The following is a 17,353-nucleotide window of genomic DNA, read 5'->3' on the forward strand; positions in this document are numbered from 1 at the left end:
CTTACTTCCGGGAGGGTTCTGTGCTGCGTTCGCGGAGGGCCTGCTGGATGCCGGCGATCGAGGGTTCGTTCTGCAACGACGTGGTGTCGCCGAGTTCGGTGCCCTCGAAGAGCTGGGTCAGCAGCCGCCGCATGATCTTGCCGCTGCGGGTCTTCGGCACGTCCGGGACCACGACGACGTCGCGCGGCTTCGCGATCGGCCCGATCGCCGTCGCGACGTGGTTGCGCAGTTCCTCGATGGACGGTGCCCGGTCGGCGGCACCGCCCTTGGGGACGACGAACGCGACCACCGCGTGGCCGGTTTTGGGGTCGGGGACCGGGCAGACGCCGGCCTCCACCACGTCCGGGTGCGAGACCAGTGCCGATTCGATCTCGATGGTGGAAAGCAGGTGCCCGGAGACATTGAGGGTGTCATCCACCCTGCCCAGGATCCAGATGTCGCCGTCGTCGTCGTATTTGGCGCCGTCGCCGGCGAGGAACCAGCCCTGTTCCGAGTACTGGCGCCAGTACGAGTCGTAGTAGCGCCGCGGGTTGCCCCAGACGGTGCGGGCGATTGCCGGGCCGGGGGCGTCCACCACGATGAAGCCCTGCACCCCGGGCGGTACCGGGGCCCCGGCCCCGTCCACGATCCGGGCGCCGACGCCGGGCAGCGGCCGGGCGGCGCAACCGGGCTTGAATGCGGTGTCGGTCGGGGCGGGGGAGAGGATGGTGGCACCGGTCTCAGACTGCCACCAGGTATCCACGACCGGCGCGGTGCCGGCTCCGACGTTGTCCCGGAACCAGCGCCAGGCCTCCGGATTCACGGCCTCGCCCACGGTTCCGAGCAGCCGGATGGAGGACAAGTCGTATGCGTCGGGCACGCCGTCCGGGAACCAGCCCATCAGCGAGCGCACCAGGGTGGGGGCGGTGTAGTACTGCGTGACGCCGTAGCGTTCGATGATCTCGAAGTGCCGGCCCGGGTGCGGGGTGTTTGGCGTGCCCTCGAAGATCACCTGCGTGGCGCCGTTGGAGAGCGGGCCGTACAGCTCGTAGGTGTGCGCGGTGACCCAGGCGAGGTCCGCGGTGCACCAGTGGACGTCCCGGTCCCGGAGCGCCGGGTCCGGGTTGCTGAAGAGGTGCTCGAAGCTCCACGACGCCTGGGTCAGATAGCCGCCGGAGGTGTGGACCAGGCCCTTGGGCTTCCCGGTGGTGCCGGAGGTGTACATGATGAACAGCGGCGTCTCGGCGTCGAACGCCTCGGCGACGTGGACGTCGGAGGCGCGCCCGACGGCGTCGTGCCACCACACGTCCCGGCCCGGGACCATCGGGACGGTGCCCAGGTCCTCCGGCGCGGTGGTCCGGTTGACCACCAGGACGTGTTCGACGGCGTTGTCCCCGGCGACGGCGGCGTCTGCATTGGCCTTCACCGGCACCGCGGCGCCGCGGCGGAACTGCCCGTCCGTGGTGACCAGCAGCTTCGCGCCGGTGTCCTCCACCCGGAACTTCAGCGCGTCGGCGGAGAACCCGCCGAACACCAGGGAGTGGATGGCGCCGATGCGGGCCACGGCCAGGGTGATGGTGACCGTTTCGGGGATCACCGGGAGGTAGATGACCACGCGGTCGCCCTTGGTGATGCCGAGGTCCAGCAGGGCGTTGGCGGCCCGGGATACCTCGCGTTGCAGGTCCGCGTAGGTGAGGGTGCGCCGGTCGCCGGGTTCGCCCTCGAAGTACAGCGCCACTGTGTCACCGCGTCCCGCCGCTACATGGCGGTCGACGCAGTTGTAGGCGACGTTGAGCTTCCCGCCCTCGAACCAGCTGATCTGCGGACCGGTTCCGGCCGCCGGGTCCGCGGGGACGCGGCGGTGCGTGGTGTGCCAGGGCAGTCCCGCACCGGCGGACCCGGCGGGTTCCCAGTCGAGGCGCAGCGCGGCCTGTTCCCAGAATGCGATGCGTTCGGCCTCGGTCAACGGAGCCTGTGTCTGTGGTGCCACGGTGCCTTGGCCCAGGGTCTGGGGGCCCGGGGTCTGCGCCGTGGTCTCTGCTGCCGTTACGCCCACCGGTTCACCGCCCATTTCTCCGCCAGGCCGAGCAGCGCGTCGGTGATCTTGCCGATCACGGCCAGCAGCACGATGGCCAGGAGCAGCCGGTCCGTGCGGCCGTTGTTCTGCGAGTCGGTCAGCAGGAAGCCCAGGCCCATCGAGGAGGCGATGAGCTCGGCCGCCACGAGGAACAGCCACGCCTGGGCCAGGGCCAGCCGCAGCCCGGAAAACACGGCGGGCACGACGGCGGGCAGCTGCACGGTGGTCAGCAGCTTCACGCCCTTGAGCCCGAAGGCGCGGGCGGCTTCCACCAGGTTCCGGTCCACGTGGCGCAGGGCCAGCGAAACGGTGGTGAAGACGGGGAAGAACGCGCCGATCATGATCAGGGTGACCTTGGAATCCTCGCCGATCTTCATCCAGAGGATCAGCAGCGGCACCCAGGCCAGGGACGGGACGGCCCGCAGCGCGCCGATGGTGGGGCCCAGCAGGGCGTCCGCCACGCGGGAGAGCCCCACCAGGGAGCCGAGGAGCAGGCCCAGGGCGGCGCCGGCGGCGAAGCCGATCAGCACCCGCTGGGTGGAGATGGCCACGTGCAGGCCCAGCTGCCCGCGGCGGAGCAGGTCGAGGCCGGCGTCGAGCACCATGGCCGGCGGCGGGAGCTGGACCACGCTGAAGACTCCCGCGGCGGTGGACAGCTGCCAGGCCGCCAGCACCGCCGCGGGGACCAGCAGTCCAAGGAGCAGACGCGCCCAGCCGCGGGCCAGGAACCCGGCGGGGGACCATCCGTTCGCCGGGGTGCCGTGTCCTCCCGTGACGGGGGAGGCCGGCCGGGCGGCGTCTGCCGGAGCTGCGGGGGCGGCTGCAGTGCGCCCGTCCGCAACGGTGGTGCCGGTGAAGGGGGAATCTCCGAGGCTGGCCATCAGGAGTCCTTGATGGCGGAGGCGTCCGCCTTCTTCACCAGCGAGTCATCGAGAAGCGAGCCGACGGCGTCGTCGATCTGCTTCTGGCTCGCCACGTCCCCGGTCTCCACGAAGGTGGGACCGATCTTCGCGAGGACCGTGCGCTGGGCTTCGCCCGGCGCCGGGTTGACGTTGAGGTTGCTGCGCTGCAGCACCACGGTCTTGGCCACGGCCAGGTCCAGGCCGGCGGCCTCGGCCAGGATCTGCGCGGTCTCGTCCGGGTTCGCGGCCGCCCAGGCGCGGGCCTTCTCGTAGGCGTTCACCACGGTCTGCGCCTGCTGCGGCCGGTCCTTGAGGAAGGACTCGGTGGCGTTGAGGAAGCCGTAGGTGTTGAACGAGAGGTTCCGGTAGAAGAGCTTGGCGCCCTTCTGCTCGGCGCCGGCCATGATCGGGTCCAGCCCGGACCAGGCGTCCACGGATCCGTTCTCCAGGGCGGTGCGGCCGTCCGCGTGCTGCAGGTTCTGCACGGTGACGTCCTTGGGCGAGAGGCCGGCCTCGGACAGCGCCTGCAGCAGGAAGAAGTACGGGTCCGTGCCCTTGGTGGCCGCGACCGACTTGCCCTTCAGGTCCGCCACCGTGCTGATGCCGGAGCCGGGCTTGGTGACCAGGGCGGCCCATTCGGGCTGGGAGAAGATGTCGATGGTCTTGATCGGGGAGCCGTTGGCCTTGGCCAGGAGCGCGGCCGAACCGGCGGTGGAGCCGACGTCCACCGCGCCGGAACGGAGTGCCTCGTTGGCCTTGTTGGAGCCGGCCGACTGGACCCACTTGACGGTGACGCCCTGGTCCTTAAGGGCGGCCTCCAGCCAGCCCTTCTTCTTGATCACCAGGCTCAGCGGGTTGTAGGTGGCGAAGTCGATGGTCAGCGTGCCGCCGCCGTTGCCGCCGGCGGCCGCGGCGGCTGCGGGCTGGCTGCCGGAGCCTTCCCCGGCGACGCACCCGGTGAGGGCCAGGGCCGCGGAGGCGGCGACGGCGGTGAGGACGAAACGGCGGGACGTGGTGCGGGTGGGAGCCATGGGAGTTCCTTTACGGGCGGTGCGAGCGATGCGAAAGAGACAGGAGAGTGATGCAGGTGGCCGCCGGCGCGGGGAGCGGACGGCTCGGCCGGTCCGGTGCCGGGGTACCGGCGGCGCTGCCTGCTGGAAGCGGACGGACCGTTCAGGCCGTGACCGGGGCGGCGGGGCGGGGCCGTTAGTGGCCGTCGACGCCGAGGCTGGCCAGGAGCGAGGTGCGCATTCGGGCCAGGTCGGCCGAGGCGCGGTCCCGGGGCCGTCCGCCGGGAACGGTGAGGGTGCGCACGATCGTGGCGCCGGCCGGGGACGATTCGGTGTCCTCCCGGCCGAGGACGATGATGCGGTCCGCCAGCTGCAGGGCCTCGTCGACGTCGTGCGTCACCAGCAGCACCGTGGTGGGTTCGGCGCGGTGGACCTCCAGGAGCAGGTCCTGCATCTTGATCCGGGTCAGTGCGTCGAGGGCGCCGAAGGGCTCGTCGAGGAGCAGCACGCCGGGGTTCCGGGCCAGGGCCCGGGCCAGCGACGCGCGCTGGGCCATGCCGCCGGAGACCTCCCGGGGGCGGTGTTTGGCGAAGTCCTGCAGTCCCACGAGTTCCAGCAGGCGGGCCACTTTGGCCTTGCCGTCGCGGGCGCTGACGCCGGCGGGCAGGCCGATGGCGATGTTCGCCTGAAGCGTGTGCCAGGGCAGCAGCCGCGGCTCCTGGAACGCGAAGGCGCAGCGGTCGTCGACGCCGCGGACCGGCTCGCCGTCGATGGCGACGCTGCCGGAGGTGGCGGCGTCGAGCCCGGCGGCGGCCCGGAGCAGGGTGGACTTGCCGCAGCCGGAGGCGCCCAGGATGGCCAGCACCTCGCCGGGGACGACGTCGAAGCTGACGTCCCGGAGGACGGTGTGCGCGGCGGGGCCGGTCCCGAAGGCGCGGCCCAGGCCGCGGAAGGAGACCGGGAGGGCGGGGGTGCCGGAGCCGGGCCGGGCGTCGGCCCGGGGCTGGGACGGGTGCAGGACAGCAGTCATAGGGTTACTCCATCGGTCCTGGCAGTAGCACCCTACGGAAGCAGCCTTTGGCCCGGGTAGTCAGTCCGGACCCTTCCCTCGGCGTGCGTCCTCGTTATCGGCGGGCTCCGGGGTGGAGGTCCGTCGACCAGGGTTGCTGCGGCGTCATCGATCCAGGTCTCTCGGCCGCTCGGGATGGTCACTGTCTACTAAAACCGAACGGCGGATTTTCGCCAAATGGGCGCGTAATATTCGGAAACCTGCGGACGGGAGGCGCCTGGTTCGATCAGAAATTCGGCACAGCGCCCGGGGTGGGTTTGCCTACTGCGGTGGTGCTGCCGGCGGACGTAGGCTGGCCGCATGAGCCACGTGAACGATCCCGCCGTCGTCGAACGCCTCCTGCGCACCAAGGGCCGGTGGGCCATCGTGGGCCTGAGCACCAACCAATGGCGTGCTGCCTACGACACGTCGCTGTTCATCCGCGACCGCCTGGGCATGGACATCATCCCGGTCAACCTGCCCGGCGACGACGTGCACGGAGAGGCCGGCTACCGCTCGCTGGCGGAAATCCCGGCGGAGAAGCGGCCCATCGACGTCGTGGATTGCTTCGTGAACTCCGGACGCGTCGGCGACGTGGTGGACCAGGCGATTGCCGCCGGCGCCGGCGCCGTCTGGCTGCAGCTGGGCGTCATCGACGAGGCCGCGGCCGAACGCGCCAAGGCCGCCGGGCTGGACGTCGTCATGAACGCCTGCCCGGCCAGGGAAGCGCCGCTCCTGGGCCTTTAACCGGGACTGACGGGAGCTTTACGGCGTGTGACGCGCCGCTTTCACCTCGGCCGGGCGTGTGCCAGATTCGTGGGGTAACCATCCCGAGCGGCTGAGAGACCTGGCTCCGTGACGCCGCAGCAACCCCCTCGATGAGGACGGTGCTACCGCCAGGACCGATGGAGAACCACTGTTCCACGGACCCGAGAGGCCGCGCTTTGCGCTGCCCCGGCGCCGGGGGATGAGGCTTTCCTCGGGCGAGCCCCGGAGGAATCATGAACACCACAACGACGGCAGCGCCGGCCCGGATCGCGGGCGGTCCGCTGTGATCGAGATCCAGAATGTCAGCACCTCGTTCCGGTCGAAGGATGGCCGGTTCACCGCCGTCGACGACGTCACCCTCACCGTGGAGCGCGGCCGGATCCAAGGCATCATCGGGTTCTCCGGCGCCGGCAAATCCACGCTGCTGCGCAACATCAACCTGCTCGAACGCCCCACCTCGGGCCGGGTCCTGGTCGACGGCGTGGACCTGACCGCCCTGAGCGAGCCGGAACTGCGCAGCAGCCGGCACGGAATCGGCATGATCTTCCAGCACTTCAACCTGCTCAACAACCTCACCGCGCAGGAGAACGTGGAGCTCTCACTGAAGTTCGCCGGGGTGGGGAAGGCCGAACGCCGGCGCCGGGCGGCCGACGCCCTGGCCATCGTGGACCTCGCGGACAAGGCCGCCAGCTACCCCGCGAAGCTCTCCGGCGGCCAGAAGCAGCGGGTGGCCATCGCCCGGGCGCTGGCCACGGAGCCGAAGGTCCTGCTCTGCGACGAACCGACGTCGGCCGTGGACCCCCGGACCACCGCCTCCGTGCTGCAGTACCTCGCGGACGTCAACGCCGAATTCGGCATCACGATCGTGGTGGTCACGCACGAAATGAACGTCATCAAGGCCATCGCGGACAACGTCGCGGTCATGGAGGACGGCCGGATCGTCGAGCAATTCGACCTGGCCGAGCTCGAACGCCCCGGCTTCCACCCCGCCACCTCGATCGGGCGGTACCTGGTCTCCGACGCCATCGAGCTGAACCGGCCCCACCGGGCAGCCGCCCCGGCCGGCCCCGCCCCGAAAGGCCTGATCCATGCTTGAGCGCATCCTATCGGTCCTGCCCGAAATCGGCGCCGCCATGGGCCAGACCCTGGCCATGCTGCTGGTCGCGATCCCGCTGGCCGTCCTGATCGGCACGCCGCTGGGCGTCTGGCTCTACACGATCGGCCCCGGCGGGCTGCGGCACCGGCCCCGGCTCCACCGGGTCCTGGACGGCCTGGTCAACCTGGTCCGGTCCTTCCCGTTCCTGATCCTGCTGATCGCCATCATCCCGGTGACCCGCTTCATCGTGGGCACCACCATCGGCACGGCCGCGGTGATCGTCCCGCTGACCATCAACGCCATCCCGTACTTCGCCCGCTTCGTGGAACAGAACCTCAGCCAGCTCGGCAGCGGCGTGGTGGAGGCCGCCCGCTCGATGGGAGCCAGCCGGTCCCAGATTGTCCGGGACGTGCTGCTGGTGGAGGCCCGGCCGGGACTGGTCAGCTCCATCACCATCATGACCGTCAGCTTCATCTCCTACTCGGCGATGGCCGGGCTGGTGGGCGGCGGCGGGATCGGCGACTTCGCGATCCGCTACGGCTACTACCGCTATGAAACCCCGCTGATGATCACCGCGATCATCCTGATGATCCTGCTGGTCACCCTCGTCCAGTTCGGCGGCTCCCGCCTGGCCCGCCGCCTCGACAAGCGGCTCTGACCGCGGCTCCGGCACCCCACTTCGGAAAGCAGAACAATGACTTCACCAGCCAGCCCCCGCTTCGACGGACCCCGCCCCCGCCTGCTCCTCAGCGCGTTCGTCATGAATACCACCAGCCACATCATGGGCGGCCAATGGCGCCGCCCCGAGGCCCAGCAGCACCGCTTCAACGAACTGCAGCTCTGGACCGACCTGGCCCGGCAGCTGGAGGACGCGAAATTCGACGCGATCTTCTTCGCCGATGTCGTGGGCCTCTACGGCGACTACGACGGCGGCTGGGCCTCCCACCTGAGGAAGGGCCTGCAGGTTCCTTCCAACGACCCGCTGATCCTGCTCTCGGCCCTGGCCGCCGCCACCCGGGAGATCGGCCTGGCCGCCACCTCCTCCGTGATCCAGAGCCATCCCTTCCAGTTCGCCCGGCAGATGTCCACCCTGGACCACATCAGCAACGGCCGGGTGGGCTGGAACATCGTCACCAGCGTGCTGGAAAACTCGCACCGGAACTTCAACGCCACCGAGCTGACCAAACATGACGAGCGCTACGACTGGGCGGACGAATACGTCGAGGCGGCCTACAAGCTGTGGGAGGGCTCCTGGGCGGACGACGCCCTGGTCCGGGACAAGGAGGGCGGCCTCCACGCGGACCCCGAAAAGGTCAGCAAGATCTACCACAGCGGGCCCCGCTACTCCATCGACGGGCCGCACCTCGTGGCGCCGTCGCCGCAGCGCACCCCGGTGCTCTTCCAGGCCGGCAGCTCCGGCCGCGGCAGGCAGTTCTGCGCCGCCAACGCGGAGGCGACCTTCACCCTGGCGCCCAGCACCGCGATCGCGGCCGCCTACACGGCCGCCGTTCGCGAGCAGGCGGTGGCCGCCGGCCGTCGTCCCGAGGACGTGAAGTTCCTCCAGGGCATGCACTTCGTAGTAGGCGGTACCGAGGCCGAGGCAGCCCGGAAAGCGGCCGAGCTGGAGGACAGCCTGGACATCGAGGCCCTGCTGGCCCACGTCGGCGGCGGATTCGGCGTCGACTTGGGCGGCCTGCCGCTGGACACCCCCTTGGGCGACATCCAGACCGAGGGCAGCCAGGGACACCTGGAGGCCATCCGGGCCTCCACCCGCGGCGGCAACCCGACGCTCCGCGACATCGCGCTGTACCGCAGCCGGGCCAACCGGGTGGTGGGCACGCCCGAACAGATCGCTGACCGGCTCGAAGAATGGCAGGACGCCGGCATCGACGGGATCAACATCATCAACCAGACCATCCCGGGGTCCTACACCGACTTCATCACCGGGGTGCTGCCCGAACTGCGGGACCGCGGCCTCGCCCAGACCGACTATGCGCCGGGAACCCTGCGCGAAAAGCTCTTCGGTGACGGCCCCCGACTCAACGGCCGGCACCCCGCCGCCGCATTCCGCGGTGCCTTCACAGCGTTCTCCGCGGCCGCCGAAAACACTCCCGCCGCCGTCGGCGTCTAATCCCCCTCTCGACAAAGGACACCCGCCATGCACCGCAGAAATTTCCTCAAGTTCGCCCTCGCCGGAGCCGGCGCCGCGTCCGCGACGGCCCTCACCGGCTGCGGCCTGGTCAACCCCGGCGGCGCCAACGCCACCTCGGGCGGGAAGACCATCAAGATCATCGTCACCGAGTCCGCGCCGTACCAGGAGCCAACGAAGATCGCCAAGAAGCTCCTCGAGGCCAAGGGCTGGACGCTGGAGCCCACCTACGTCACGGACATCATCCAGCCCAACCTTGCGGTGGCGAACGGTGAATTCGACGCCAATTTCTTCCAGCACAACGCCTACCTGAAGCAGTTCAACCAGGACAAGGGCCTCTCCAACGTCGGCCTGTTCTACGTCTACAGCGCGCCCGGCGGGATCTGGTCGGACAAGTACAAGTCCCTCAGCGAGCTCCCCGACGAGGCCAAGATCGGCATCCCCGTGGACCCGGCCAACAACGGCCGCGCCCTGTTCATGCTCCGCGACGCCGGGCTGCTGGAACTCTCCGACGCCACCGTCATCCACACCTCGCAGAAGAACATCACCGCCAACCCGAAGAAGCTGCAGTTTGTGGAGGTGGACCAGCAGTCCCTGGCCAAGACCCTCCCGGACGTCGACGCCGGCTTCCTGATCGCCCGGATGGCGGCCGACGCCAAGCACACCAGGGCCGACGCGCTGGCCTTCGAGCCCGACGCCAACCAGGTCCCCTTCCGGATCGTCGTTGCCGGCCGGCCCGAGTTCGCCGGCACGGAGAAGGCGGCCGCTCTGAAGGAGGCCTACCAGTCGCCCGAGGTCAAGGCCTGGTTCGCCGGCTACCAGAACGGAATCCTGCCCACCCCGTGGGACCAGGACCCGGCCGCCGACGCGGCGAAACTCTAGCCGGCCCGGGGAACAGGAGACGCGATGAGCACCTCAACAGAAACAACGACGACGGCGGCGGGCGCCACCACGGAGCACGGCTACCAGGCCCTGGCCGGGCGGTTCCGCCCGGTCTTCGCCCGGATCGCCGAGGGCGCCCTGGACCGGGAGCGGGACCGCGTCCTGCCCTTCGAGCAGGTCCGCTGGCTCAACGAGGCAGGGTTCGGCCGGCTGCGGGTCCCCGTGGAGCACGGAGGGGACGGGATCGGCTTCGAGCCGTTCTTCCGACTGCTGGTGGAACTGGCCGAGGCCGACTCCTCGGTGGCGCACCTGTACCGCTCGCACTTCGCGTTTGTGGAGACGGTGCGGCTGGAGGGCCCCGGCTTCCAGGACCGCTGGTACCCGCGGGTGGTGGCCGGCGAAATCTTCGGCAATGCGGCCACCGAGCAGTCCGGCAACGTCCTCGGCGCCACCGGAACCACGCTGACCCCGTCCGGACCGGACTGGGTGCTCAACGGCCGGAAGTTCTACACCACCGGGACCATCTTCGCCCGGTGGATCGCCGTCACGGCCAGTACCGCGGGCCGGGAGGGCCGCCAATACGCCGTCGTCAGCACCACGGCGCCCGGGGTGGAGATTCTCGACGACTGGGACGGGTTCGGCCAGCAGCTCACCGGGACGGGCACCACAATCTTCCGCGACGTTGCCGTGCCCGCGGAGCACATCATCCAGCGCTCGGTGTCCACCACACACGAGCCGGCCTTCTTCCAGCTGGTCCTGCTGGCGGTGCTGGCCGGGATCGGGCGGGCGGCCCTGGCGGATGCGAAGGCACTGGTCCGGGCCCGGAAACGCACCTTCAACACCGGCTCGGGTGAGCTGTTCCGGCACGACCCGCTGATCCTGCAGCTGGTGGGGCAGCTCTCCGCCAAGGTCTTCGCCGCGGAGTCCGTCGTCCTGGCCGCCGCCCGCGAGCTCGACGCAGCCGCCGATCCGGGCCCGGACCTCGCCCCCGCCGAGCGATACAGCAGGGGAGAGGCGGCCGTGGGGAAGGCGCAGCTGCTGGTCCCCGAGCTGGTGCAGTCGGCAGCCCAGCAGCTCTTCGACGTCACCGGCGCCTCCGCCACCTCGAAGGCCAAGGCACTGGACCGGCACTGGCGGAACGCCCGCACGGTCGCCACGCACAACCCGGCGGTCTTCAAGGCCCGGATCCTGGGCGACTACGAGGTCAACGGCACCACACCGGAGGGGCTTCACAGCATCGGCGACGCGCCGAAGGCGCCGGCGGCGGGGGAGTAGCGTCCATCCAGCCGCGCCGCTCCGGCACACCGGGGCGGCTTAGCCTCACCGCGGAGACCTAGCCTCCCGGGTCCGGGCTGCCCGCTGTCCGGCCCCGGACGTAAGCTCGGACCATGGATGCGGCCGCACTGCGAGAAATATGCCTGGGCTTCCCCGGCGCCTTCGAGGACTACCCGTTCGGGCCCGAGACAGCCGTGTTCAAGGTCCGCGCCGCCATTGCCGGCGGCGCCCGGCACCAGGCGAAGGTCTTCGCCCTGTCCGCCATGGACCCGGAGGACTTCAGCGTGAGCCTCAAATGCGAACCGGCGCTCGCGGAACAGCTCCGGCAGGTGCACCAGGAGATCACCGGAGCCTGGCACCTGAACAAGCGGCACTGGAACGGCGTCCGCTTGAACGGTGCGCTCCCGGACGACATGATCCGGGACATGGTGGAGGATTCCTACGACCTGGTGGTGGCCACCCTGAGCCGGGCCCAGCAGGCGCAACTGGGCTGGTCCCGGCTGGCAGGGGGTGGGGACCGGGGCAACGACCGGATCGGGGACCGGCCGTGAGGGGCGGGGAGCGGATCGCCGCGGGCGAGCTGACCTATTCCGGTGTCGGTGCCACCGAGAGCGGCCGGCTTCCCGCGGACGGCAACGGCATCGTCACCCGGGCCCACATCGGCGACGGGGAGGCGGCCTACCGCCGGGCGGTGCACGGCCTGATGACCTGGCAGCTGCACCGCGGCGCGGGGCTGCGGGTCCGGGCCGAATCCGACGTCGCCCCCGGCGTCCGGGTGGTCAGCGGCTTCGGCGTCGGCCCGTTCCGCGTCGACGCCCCCTGCGAGGTGGTCTGGGTGCACCCGCCCCGCCCCGGGGCCGGCCCGCAGTCGGCCGGATTCGGTTACGGCACCCTGCCCGGGCACCCCGTCCGGGGCGAGGAGTCCTTCGAGATCTCGCTGGATGAGGCCGGCCGGGTGCTGATCACCATCACCGCCTTCGGTGTCCCGTCCACCTGGTTCTACGCCGCCGGCCGCCCCGTCACGGACCGGGCGCGCCGGCTGGTCACTTCCCGGTACGTTAGGAGTGCACAGGAACTGGCCGCCGGCGTGAACCGAGCAGGAGTGAGTGGATGCTGAACCAACAGAACCTGGACCTGATCTGGAACTTCGACAATCCCGGGCTCTCCGAAGCCCGCTTCCGGGAGGCACTGGAGGACCCGGCGTTCGACGCCGATGAACGCGCCGAACTTGCCACCCAGCTGGGCCGGGCGATCGGGCTGCAGGGCCGGTACGAGGAAGCCGACGCACTGCTGGACGCGGTCGACGCCGACGAACCCACCGTGGCGGTGCGGGTCCTGCTCGAGCGCGGACGGGTGCTCAACTCCGGCGGCCACCCCGAGATGGCCGTTCCCCTTTTCGAGCAGGCCGCGGAACTCGCGGACCACCTCGGCGAGGACTTCCTGGCCGTGGACGCGCTGCACATGCTGGCCATCGCGGACACCGCCCACGCCGAAACCTGGACCCGCAGCGCCCTCGAGTACGCCTCCACCGCCGGCGATGACCGCACCCGGCGGTGGCTGGTGGCGCTGCACAACAACCTGGGCTGGTCGCTGCACGAAGCGGGCCGCTGCACCGAGGCCATGGTCGAATTCCAGCTGGCCGAGCAGTGGGCCGAACGCGTGGGCACGCCCCGGCAGCAGGAGATCGCCCGGGCCGCCATCGGCGCCTGCTGACCGGCCCAACTGAAATACTGAAAGACCGTATCCGTACCGAAAGGGACCGTCCATGATCTTCATCGTCGTCAAATTCAAGGTCAAGCCCGACTGGTCCGAGCGCTGGCTCGGCCTCGTGGAGGACTTCACCACGTCCACCCGCAAGGAAGCCGGCAACCTCTGGTTCGAGTGGTCACGCAGCGTCGAGGACCCGAACGAGTTCGTCCTCGTCGAGGCCTTCAAGGACGACGCCGCCGGAGACCACGTCAACAGCGCCCACTTCAAAAAGGCCATGGAGGACATGCCCCAGGCCCTGGTGGAGACGCCCCGGATCATCAGCCGCCAGATCGACGGCGACGGCTGGGACCGGATGGGCGAGCTCACCATCTAGCCCGGACGTTACGCTGGGGCCATGTGGATCGGCTCGATCGAGTTCGACCTTCTGCTGGGCGACGTGCACAGCCTGAAGGAAAAACGGTCCGTGGTCCGGCCGCTGCTGGCGGAGCTGAAGCGGCGCTTCGACATCTCCGTCACGGAGGCCGGCTACCAGGACCAGTACCGCAGGGCCCTGGTGGGCGCCGGACTGGTCGCCGCGGACCGCGCCCACCTCATCGAGGTGCTGGCCGCCGTCGAACGCTTCGTCGCGGCCCGGCCGGAGGTCGAACTCCTCAGCGCCCGCCAGCGCGAACTCCGTAGCGACGACTAGGCCCGGCGCACGGCCCAGGGCGCGGGGTTCCAGGAAGTCAGAGGTCCCGGGAAGGCAGGCCGCCGCCGTCGGGTTCCCGGTCCTCCGCCTCCAACAGGGCGGCCAGGGCGGCCAGTGCCGGAAGTGCGTCCTCGATGGCCTGCTGCGAGGATTCGGGCAGCCGCCGGAGGGCGTCGCCCAGGCGGCGGTCATTGGCGTCCTGCCAGGCGGCGAGGACCGCGGCGCCCCGCTCGGTAAGGGTCAGCGTCACCGAACGCCGGTCGCCCGGCCGGGTCAGCCGCTCCACCAGCCCCGACACCACCATCTGCTGGACCAGGTTGCTCACCGTGTTGACGGCCAGCCGCTGCCGCGAAGCCAGCCCGCTCACGCCGATTCCCGGTTCCTCGGCCAGCCGCTGCAGGACCTCCACCTGGGCCATCGGCAGCGCTTCCCAGGGAAACTCCTGCCGCACGCTGGAGCGCAGCACCCTGCGCAGGCGGGTGATCACGCCGGTCAGGGACCACGCGCCGGAGTCCCGGCGGGCCGCTGCCTCCGGCGCGGATTCCACGGCCCTCATCATCCGCCCAGTTTAGCCGGATAGAGTCAGACCTAGAATAGTTCTGTGGCAGAACCAATTACCGTGCCGCGCACTTCTTAGACAGGACCGCCATGACCGCCGGAGATTCGTTTTTTCCGTCCCCGACCGTCAGCGCCTTCCACGTGGGACCGCTGACCATCCACTTCTATGCCCTCTGCATCCTGGCCGGCATCGCGGTGGCCATCTGGCTGGGGTCCCGCCGCTGGATCGCTCGCGGCGGCCTGCCCGGCCAGGTCCTGGACATCTGCGTCTGGGCGGTTCCGGCCGGGATCATCGGCGGCCGGATCTACCACGTCATCACGGACCCGGAGTTGTACTTCCTGCCCGGCCGGAACCCCTGGAATGCTTTCGCCATCTGGGACGGCGGCCTGGGCATCTGGGGAGCGATCGCGCTCGGCTGCGTGGGCGCCTGGATCGGCTGCCGCCGGGCCGGGGTGTCCTTCGTGGCCTTCCTGGATTCCGTGGCGCCCGGCGTGCTCTTTGCCCAGGCCCTCGGCCGCTGGGGCAACTGGTTCAACAACGAACTCTACGGCGACCCCACCACCCTGCCGTGGAAACTGCAGATCCACCAGATGGACGCCGCCGGAAACGCGGTCACCGATCCCTCCGGCGCCCCCCTGGTCCTGGGCTACTTCCAGCCGACCTTCCTGTACGAGTCGCTCTGGTGCGTCGCCGTGGCCCTGCTCATCCTCTTCCTGGACCGCCGCTTCAAGCTCGGAGCCGGCAGCGTGTTCGCCCTCTATGTTGCCGGCTATACGGCGGGCCGCTTCGCCTTCGAACTGATGCGCTCGGACTACGCCAACCTGATCCTGGGGCTCCGGGTCAACACCTGGGTGGCCGCGCTGATCTTCCTGGGCGGTGCCGCGGGCTTCCTGCTGACCTTCCGCCGGAAGCGTTCGGTGGCGATCCCGGGCGCCGCGCCCGACGGCGGTGACGAGCCTCCCGCCGTCGACGCCAAGACCGCTGGCGCTGACGCCGAGACCGCCCCCGCGACCCGGGAACATCCCGATGCCCGCTAGGCGCTCCCTTTGGCGTGCGGTCCTGGCCTTCATCGCGGCCGGGACCGTGTGCGGCGTGCTGGTGGCCGGTCTTTTCATCCCCGCCACCGCCATGGCGGGCGCGGTGGTCAGCGACTCGATCGGCATGCTCGACAAGCTCCCCGATGACCTGAACCTCAACGCCCCGCCGGCCACCTCCACCGTCCTGGCCAACGACGGTTCCGTCATCGCCTCCTTCTATGCGGAGAACCGGGCGCCGGTCAGCCTGGAGAAGATGTCCCCCTTCATCAAGGACGGCATCGTCGCCATCGAGGACGCCCGTTTCTATCAGCACGGCGGCATCGACACCACCGGCATCCTGCGCGCCCTCGTCGCCACCGCGCAGGGCGGCCGCCAGGGTGCGTCCACCCTCACCCAGCAGTACGTCAACAACATGATCATCGAGTCCCTGGTGGCGCAGGGGAAGAGCGAGGACGTCAAGCTCGGCTACGCCAAGACCGTGGGGGACAAGCTGCGGGAGATGAAGCTCGCGATCGCCCTGGAGAAGACCTACTCCAAGGACCAGATTCTGCAGGGCTACCTCAACGTGGTCTACTTCGGCAACGGCGCCTACGGGATCGACGCCGCCGCCCACGAATACTTCAACGTCAGCGCCGCGCAACTGACCCTGCCGCAGGCGGCGGCGCTGGCCGGCGTCGTCAACAGCCCGGTCTACTACGACCCGCTCACCCAGCCGGACCACGTGGTGTCCCGCCGCAACGAGGTCCTCGACAAGATGCTCCAGCAGGGCAAGATCAGCCAGGCCGACCACGACGCGGCGGTGCAGGCACCGATCGGCCTCAACGTCCACCCGGCCAGCCAGGGCTGCGCCGGTGCCGTCTCCGCGCCCTACTTCTGCGACTACGTCCAGCGGCTGATCCTCAACGACCCGGCCTTCGGGCCCGACGAGGACGCCCGGAAGAAGCTGCTCTACCTGGGCGGCCTGACGATCCGCACCACCCTGGACCCGGCGCTGCAAAAGGTGGCCCAGGACCAGGTCAACGCCTCCATGTCCGCCACCGACCCGCTGCAGCGCGGGGCGTCCCTGGTCAGCGTCCAGCCCGGCACCGGCAAGGTGCTGACCATGGCGCAGAACACCAACTACAACCCCACGGCGGGTCCGGGCAACTACACCGGCAACTTCGCGCTGCCCGAACGGGACGCCAACGGCCAGCCCCTCGATGGCGCCGGCGGCTTCCAGATCGGCTCCACCATGAAGCCGTTCGTCTTCGCCGAGTGGCTGCGCGCCGGCAAGTCCATGGGCACTGTCCTGGACGGCGCGGTGCGCCTCTACCGGCCCGGCTACCCCTGGCAGAACTCCTGCGGCCGCACCACCGGATCCTATGACCCGGCGGCAGGGACGCAGCTCCTGCCCAACGACGACGCGAACCACTACGTCAGGATGAGTGTCCTCCAGGGCCTCTACCAGTCGATCAACACCATCACCTTCCAGTCCGCCGCGCAGCTGGACTTCTGCAACATCCAGAAAATGGCGACGGCGGCCGGCGTCGCCGACGGACACACCAACAAGCCCTACGACGTTTCCAGCATCGCCAGCCTGATCGGCACCCAGGACGTCGCCCCGCTGACCATGGCGGACGCCTACGCCACCTTTGCCGCCGGCGGTAAGCACTGCGACCCGATCGCCCTCGAATCGGTGACCGGGCCGCACGGCAAGACGTACCCGGTCCCGGACGCGCACTGCCAGCAGGCCATCGATCCTGACGTCGCGGCCGGGGTGACCTACGCGCTGAAGAACGTGCTGACCCGGGGCTCCGGCTACAACATCCCGGTTTCCAAGGCCACGGACATCTTCGCCAAGACCGGCACCACGGACGGCAACACCATGACCTGGACCGTGGGCGGCACCTCCGGGATCGCCACGGCGTCCTGGTTCGGCAGCTACCAGGGCATCGGGCCGCGCTGGGTGAACCAGGACATCACCATCAACGGCCGCTACTACGTGGGCGTGGACGGCGCGGACATCGCCGGCGGCCAGTGGGGCCGGCTGATGGACGCCGCGGCGCAGCGCTACCCCGGCGAAAAGTTCGCCACGCCCCCGGCGTCGATGACCCGCTGAGCGCCGGACGCCGCCTGAAGCGCGACCTTGAATAAAACCGAACGGCCGCCCCTGCTGAGGAGGGGCGGCCGTTCG

Annotated in this window: 18 protein-coding genes and 1 riboswitch; of the genes, 13 read left to right on the forward strand and 5 right to left on the reverse strand. The window is 70.1% G+C overall.

The features are described 5' to 3' along the window. Window position 1 precedes the first annotated feature (1 nt). From acs to ACFUCU_RS11365, 4 genes are all read right to left on the reverse strand, one after another. Complete coding sequence (gene acs / locus ACFUCU_RS11350; protein WP_377972663.1) at window positions 2-2,050, reverse strand: acetate--CoA ligase; 2,049 nt, start codon at window positions 2,048-2,050, stop codon at window positions 2-4. Continuing rightward, window positions 2,026-2,937: an ABC transporter permease gene (locus ACFUCU_RS11355; protein ID WP_377972665.1), complete on the reverse strand. Its 912-nt coding sequence runs from the start codon at window positions 2,935-2,937 to the stop codon at window positions 2,026-2,028. The genes acs and ACFUCU_RS11355 overlap by 25 nt, the downstream gene beginning before the upstream one ends. Further along, window positions 2,937-3,989, reverse strand: a complete 1,053-nt coding sequence (locus ACFUCU_RS11360; protein ID WP_364136372.1) for an aliphatic sulfonate ABC transporter substrate-binding protein — start codon at window positions 3,987-3,989, stop codon at window positions 2,937-2,939. Before ACFUCU_RS11360 ends, ACFUCU_RS11355 begins: the two co-directional genes overlap by 1 nt. Window positions 3,990-4,164: 175 nt before the next feature. Beyond that, window positions 4,165-4,998, reverse strand: coding sequence for an ABC transporter ATP-binding protein (locus tag ACFUCU_RS11365; protein WP_377972667.1), 834 nt, complete (start codon window positions 4,996-4,998; stop codon window positions 4,165-4,167). 339 nt (window positions 4,999-5,337) lie between these two features. On the opposite strand from ACFUCU_RS11365, the gene ACFUCU_RS11370 reads away from it, so the two are divergent. From ACFUCU_RS11370 to ACFUCU_RS11420, 11 genes are all read left to right on the forward strand, one after another. Continuing rightward, window positions 5,338-5,763 carry a CoA-binding protein gene (locus tag ACFUCU_RS11370; RefSeq protein WP_364136376.1) on the forward strand — a complete coding sequence of 142 codons (426 nt, stop codon included), beginning with the start codon at window positions 5,338-5,340 and terminating at the stop codon, window positions 5,761-5,763. 75 nt (window positions 5,764-5,838) lie between these two features. Further along, window positions 5,839-5,928, forward strand: a riboswitch (SAM riboswitch). 139 nt (window positions 5,929-6,067) lie between these two features. Continuing rightward, the gene (locus tag ACFUCU_RS11375; protein WP_377972669.1) at window positions 6,068-6,880 is read left to right on the forward strand and encodes a methionine ABC transporter ATP-binding protein; all 813 of its coding nucleotides are present in this window, start codon (window positions 6,068-6,070) and stop codon (window positions 6,878-6,880) included. Next, window positions 6,873-7,538, forward strand: a complete 666-nt coding sequence (locus ACFUCU_RS11380; RefSeq protein WP_377972671.1) for a methionine ABC transporter permease — start codon at window positions 6,873-6,875, stop codon at window positions 7,536-7,538. The genes ACFUCU_RS11375 and ACFUCU_RS11380 overlap by 8 nt, the downstream gene beginning before the upstream one ends. A gap of 36 nt (window positions 7,539-7,574) precedes the next feature. Then, window positions 7,575-9,011 carry an NtaA/DmoA family FMN-dependent monooxygenase gene (locus ACFUCU_RS11385; RefSeq protein ID WP_377972673.1) on the forward strand — a complete coding sequence of 479 codons (1,437 nt, stop codon included), beginning with the start codon at window positions 7,575-7,577 and terminating at the stop codon, window positions 9,009-9,011. Between the two features lie 27 nt (window positions 9,012-9,038). Next, window positions 9,039-9,911, forward strand: a complete 873-nt coding sequence (locus tag ACFUCU_RS11390; RefSeq protein WP_377972675.1) for a MetQ/NlpA family ABC transporter substrate-binding protein — start codon at window positions 9,039-9,041, stop codon at window positions 9,909-9,911. 24 nt (window positions 9,912-9,935) lie between these two features. Next, a complete protein-coding gene (locus tag ACFUCU_RS11395) occupies window positions 9,936-11,186 on the forward strand; it encodes an acyl-CoA dehydrogenase family protein (protein ID WP_377972677.1) in 1,251 nt (416 codons plus the stop codon). 113 nt (window positions 11,187-11,299) lie between these two features. Continuing rightward, window positions 11,300-11,737, forward strand: a complete 438-nt coding sequence (locus ACFUCU_RS11400; RefSeq protein WP_377972679.1) for an MmcQ/YjbR family DNA-binding protein — start codon at window positions 11,300-11,302, stop codon at window positions 11,735-11,737. Next, a complete protein-coding gene (locus ACFUCU_RS11405) occupies window positions 11,734-12,303 on the forward strand; it encodes a DUF1990 family protein (RefSeq protein WP_377972681.1) in 570 nt (189 codons plus the stop codon). The genes ACFUCU_RS11400 and ACFUCU_RS11405 overlap by 4 nt, the downstream gene beginning before the upstream one ends. Next, window positions 12,297-12,899: a hypothetical protein gene (locus tag ACFUCU_RS11410; RefSeq protein ID WP_377972683.1), complete on the forward strand. Its 603-nt coding sequence runs from the start codon at window positions 12,297-12,299 to the stop codon at window positions 12,897-12,899. The genes ACFUCU_RS11405 and ACFUCU_RS11410 overlap by 7 nt, the downstream gene beginning before the upstream one ends. 52 nt (window positions 12,900-12,951) lie before the next feature. Beyond that, complete coding sequence (locus tag ACFUCU_RS11415; RefSeq protein WP_377972684.1) at window positions 12,952-13,269, forward strand: putative quinol monooxygenase; 318 nt, start codon at window positions 12,952-12,954, stop codon at window positions 13,267-13,269. A 21-nt stretch (window positions 13,270-13,290) separates the two neighbouring features. After that, window positions 13,291-13,584 carry a DUF503 domain-containing protein gene (locus ACFUCU_RS11420; protein ID WP_377972686.1) on the forward strand — a complete coding sequence of 98 codons (294 nt, stop codon included), beginning with the start codon at window positions 13,291-13,293 and terminating at the stop codon, window positions 13,582-13,584. Window positions 13,585-13,621: 37 nt separating this feature from the next. On the opposite strand, the gene ACFUCU_RS11425 is transcribed toward ACFUCU_RS11420, so the two are convergent. Continuing rightward, window positions 13,622-14,131, reverse strand: coding sequence for a MarR family winged helix-turn-helix transcriptional regulator (locus tag ACFUCU_RS11425; protein ID WP_377972688.1), 510 nt, complete (start codon window positions 14,129-14,131; stop codon window positions 13,622-13,624). Window positions 14,132-14,232: 101 nt separating this feature from the next. Here ACFUCU_RS11425 and lgt point away from each other — a divergent pair, with 101 nt between their 5' ends. Continuing rightward, window positions 14,233-15,180, forward strand: a complete 948-nt coding sequence (gene lgt / locus ACFUCU_RS11430; protein WP_377972690.1) for a prolipoprotein diacylglyceryl transferase — start codon at window positions 14,233-14,235, stop codon at window positions 15,178-15,180. Further along, a complete protein-coding gene (locus ACFUCU_RS11435; RefSeq protein WP_377972692.1) occupies window positions 15,170-17,278 on the forward strand; it encodes a transglycosylase domain-containing protein in 2,109 nt (702 codons plus the stop codon). The genes lgt and ACFUCU_RS11435 overlap by 11 nt, the downstream gene beginning before the upstream one ends. Window positions 17,279-17,353: the final 75 nt, after the last annotated feature.

The sequence above is a fragment of the Arthrobacter sp. NPDC057259 genome, assembly GCF_042668995.1.
In the GTDB taxonomy this organism is placed as follows: Bacteria; Actinomycetota; Actinomycetes; order Actinomycetales; family Micrococcaceae; genus Arthrobacter.

What these genes read in the sequence shown, in the direction of transcription:
- lgt (WP_377972690.1), top strand. Translation starts at nt 14,233, where the DNA reads ATGACCGCCGGAGATTCGTTTTTTCCGTCCCCGACCGTCAGCGCCTTC.
- ACFUCU_RS11400 (WP_377972679.1), top strand. Translation starts at nt 11,300, where the DNA reads ATGGATGCGGCCGCACTGCGAGAAATATGCCTGGGCTTCCCCGGCGCC.
- ACFUCU_RS11420 (WP_377972686.1), top strand. Translation starts at nt 13,291, where the DNA reads ATGTGGATCGGCTCGATCGAGTTCGACCTTCTGCTGGGCGACGTGCAC.
- ACFUCU_RS11435 (WP_377972692.1), top strand. Translation starts at nt 15,170, where the DNA reads ATGCCCGCTAGGCGCTCCCTTTGGCGTGCGGTCCTGGCCTTCATCGCG.
- ACFUCU_RS11385 (WP_377972673.1), top strand. Translation starts at nt 7,575, where the DNA reads ATGACTTCACCAGCCAGCCCCCGCTTCGACGGACCCCGCCCCCGCCTG.
- ACFUCU_RS11365 (WP_377972667.1), bottom strand. Translation starts at nt 4,998, where the DNA reads ATGACTGCTGTCCTGCACCCGTCCCAGCCCCGGGCCGACGCCCGGCCC.
- ACFUCU_RS11380 (WP_377972671.1), top strand. Translation starts at nt 6,873, where the DNA reads ATGCTTGAGCGCATCCTATCGGTCCTGCCCGAAATCGGCGCCGCCATG.
- ACFUCU_RS11355 (WP_377972665.1), bottom strand. Translation starts at nt 2,937, where the DNA reads ATGGCCAGCCTCGGAGATTCCCCCTTCACCGGCACCACCGTTGCGGAC.
- ACFUCU_RS11390 (WP_377972675.1), top strand. Translation starts at nt 9,039, where the DNA reads ATGCACCGCAGAAATTTCCTCAAGTTCGCCCTCGCCGGAGCCGGCGCC.
- ACFUCU_RS11395 (WP_377972677.1), top strand. Translation starts at nt 9,936, where the DNA reads ATGAGCACCTCAACAGAAACAACGACGACGGCGGCGGGCGCCACCACG.
- acs (WP_377972663.1), bottom strand. Translation starts at nt 2,050, where the DNA reads ATGGGCGGTGAACCGGTGGGCGTAACGGCAGCAGAGACCACGGCGCAG.
- ACFUCU_RS11410 (WP_377972683.1), top strand. Translation starts at nt 12,297, where the DNA reads ATGCTGAACCAACAGAACCTGGACCTGATCTGGAACTTCGACAATCCC.
- ACFUCU_RS11360 (WP_364136372.1), bottom strand. Translation starts at nt 3,989, where the DNA reads ATGGCTCCCACCCGCACCACGTCCCGCCGTTTCGTCCTCACCGCCGTC.
- ACFUCU_RS11415 (WP_377972684.1), top strand. Translation starts at nt 12,952, where the DNA reads ATGATCTTCATCGTCGTCAAATTCAAGGTCAAGCCCGACTGGTCCGAG.
- ACFUCU_RS11370 (WP_364136376.1), top strand. Translation starts at nt 5,338, where the DNA reads ATGAGCCACGTGAACGATCCCGCCGTCGTCGAACGCCTCCTGCGCACC.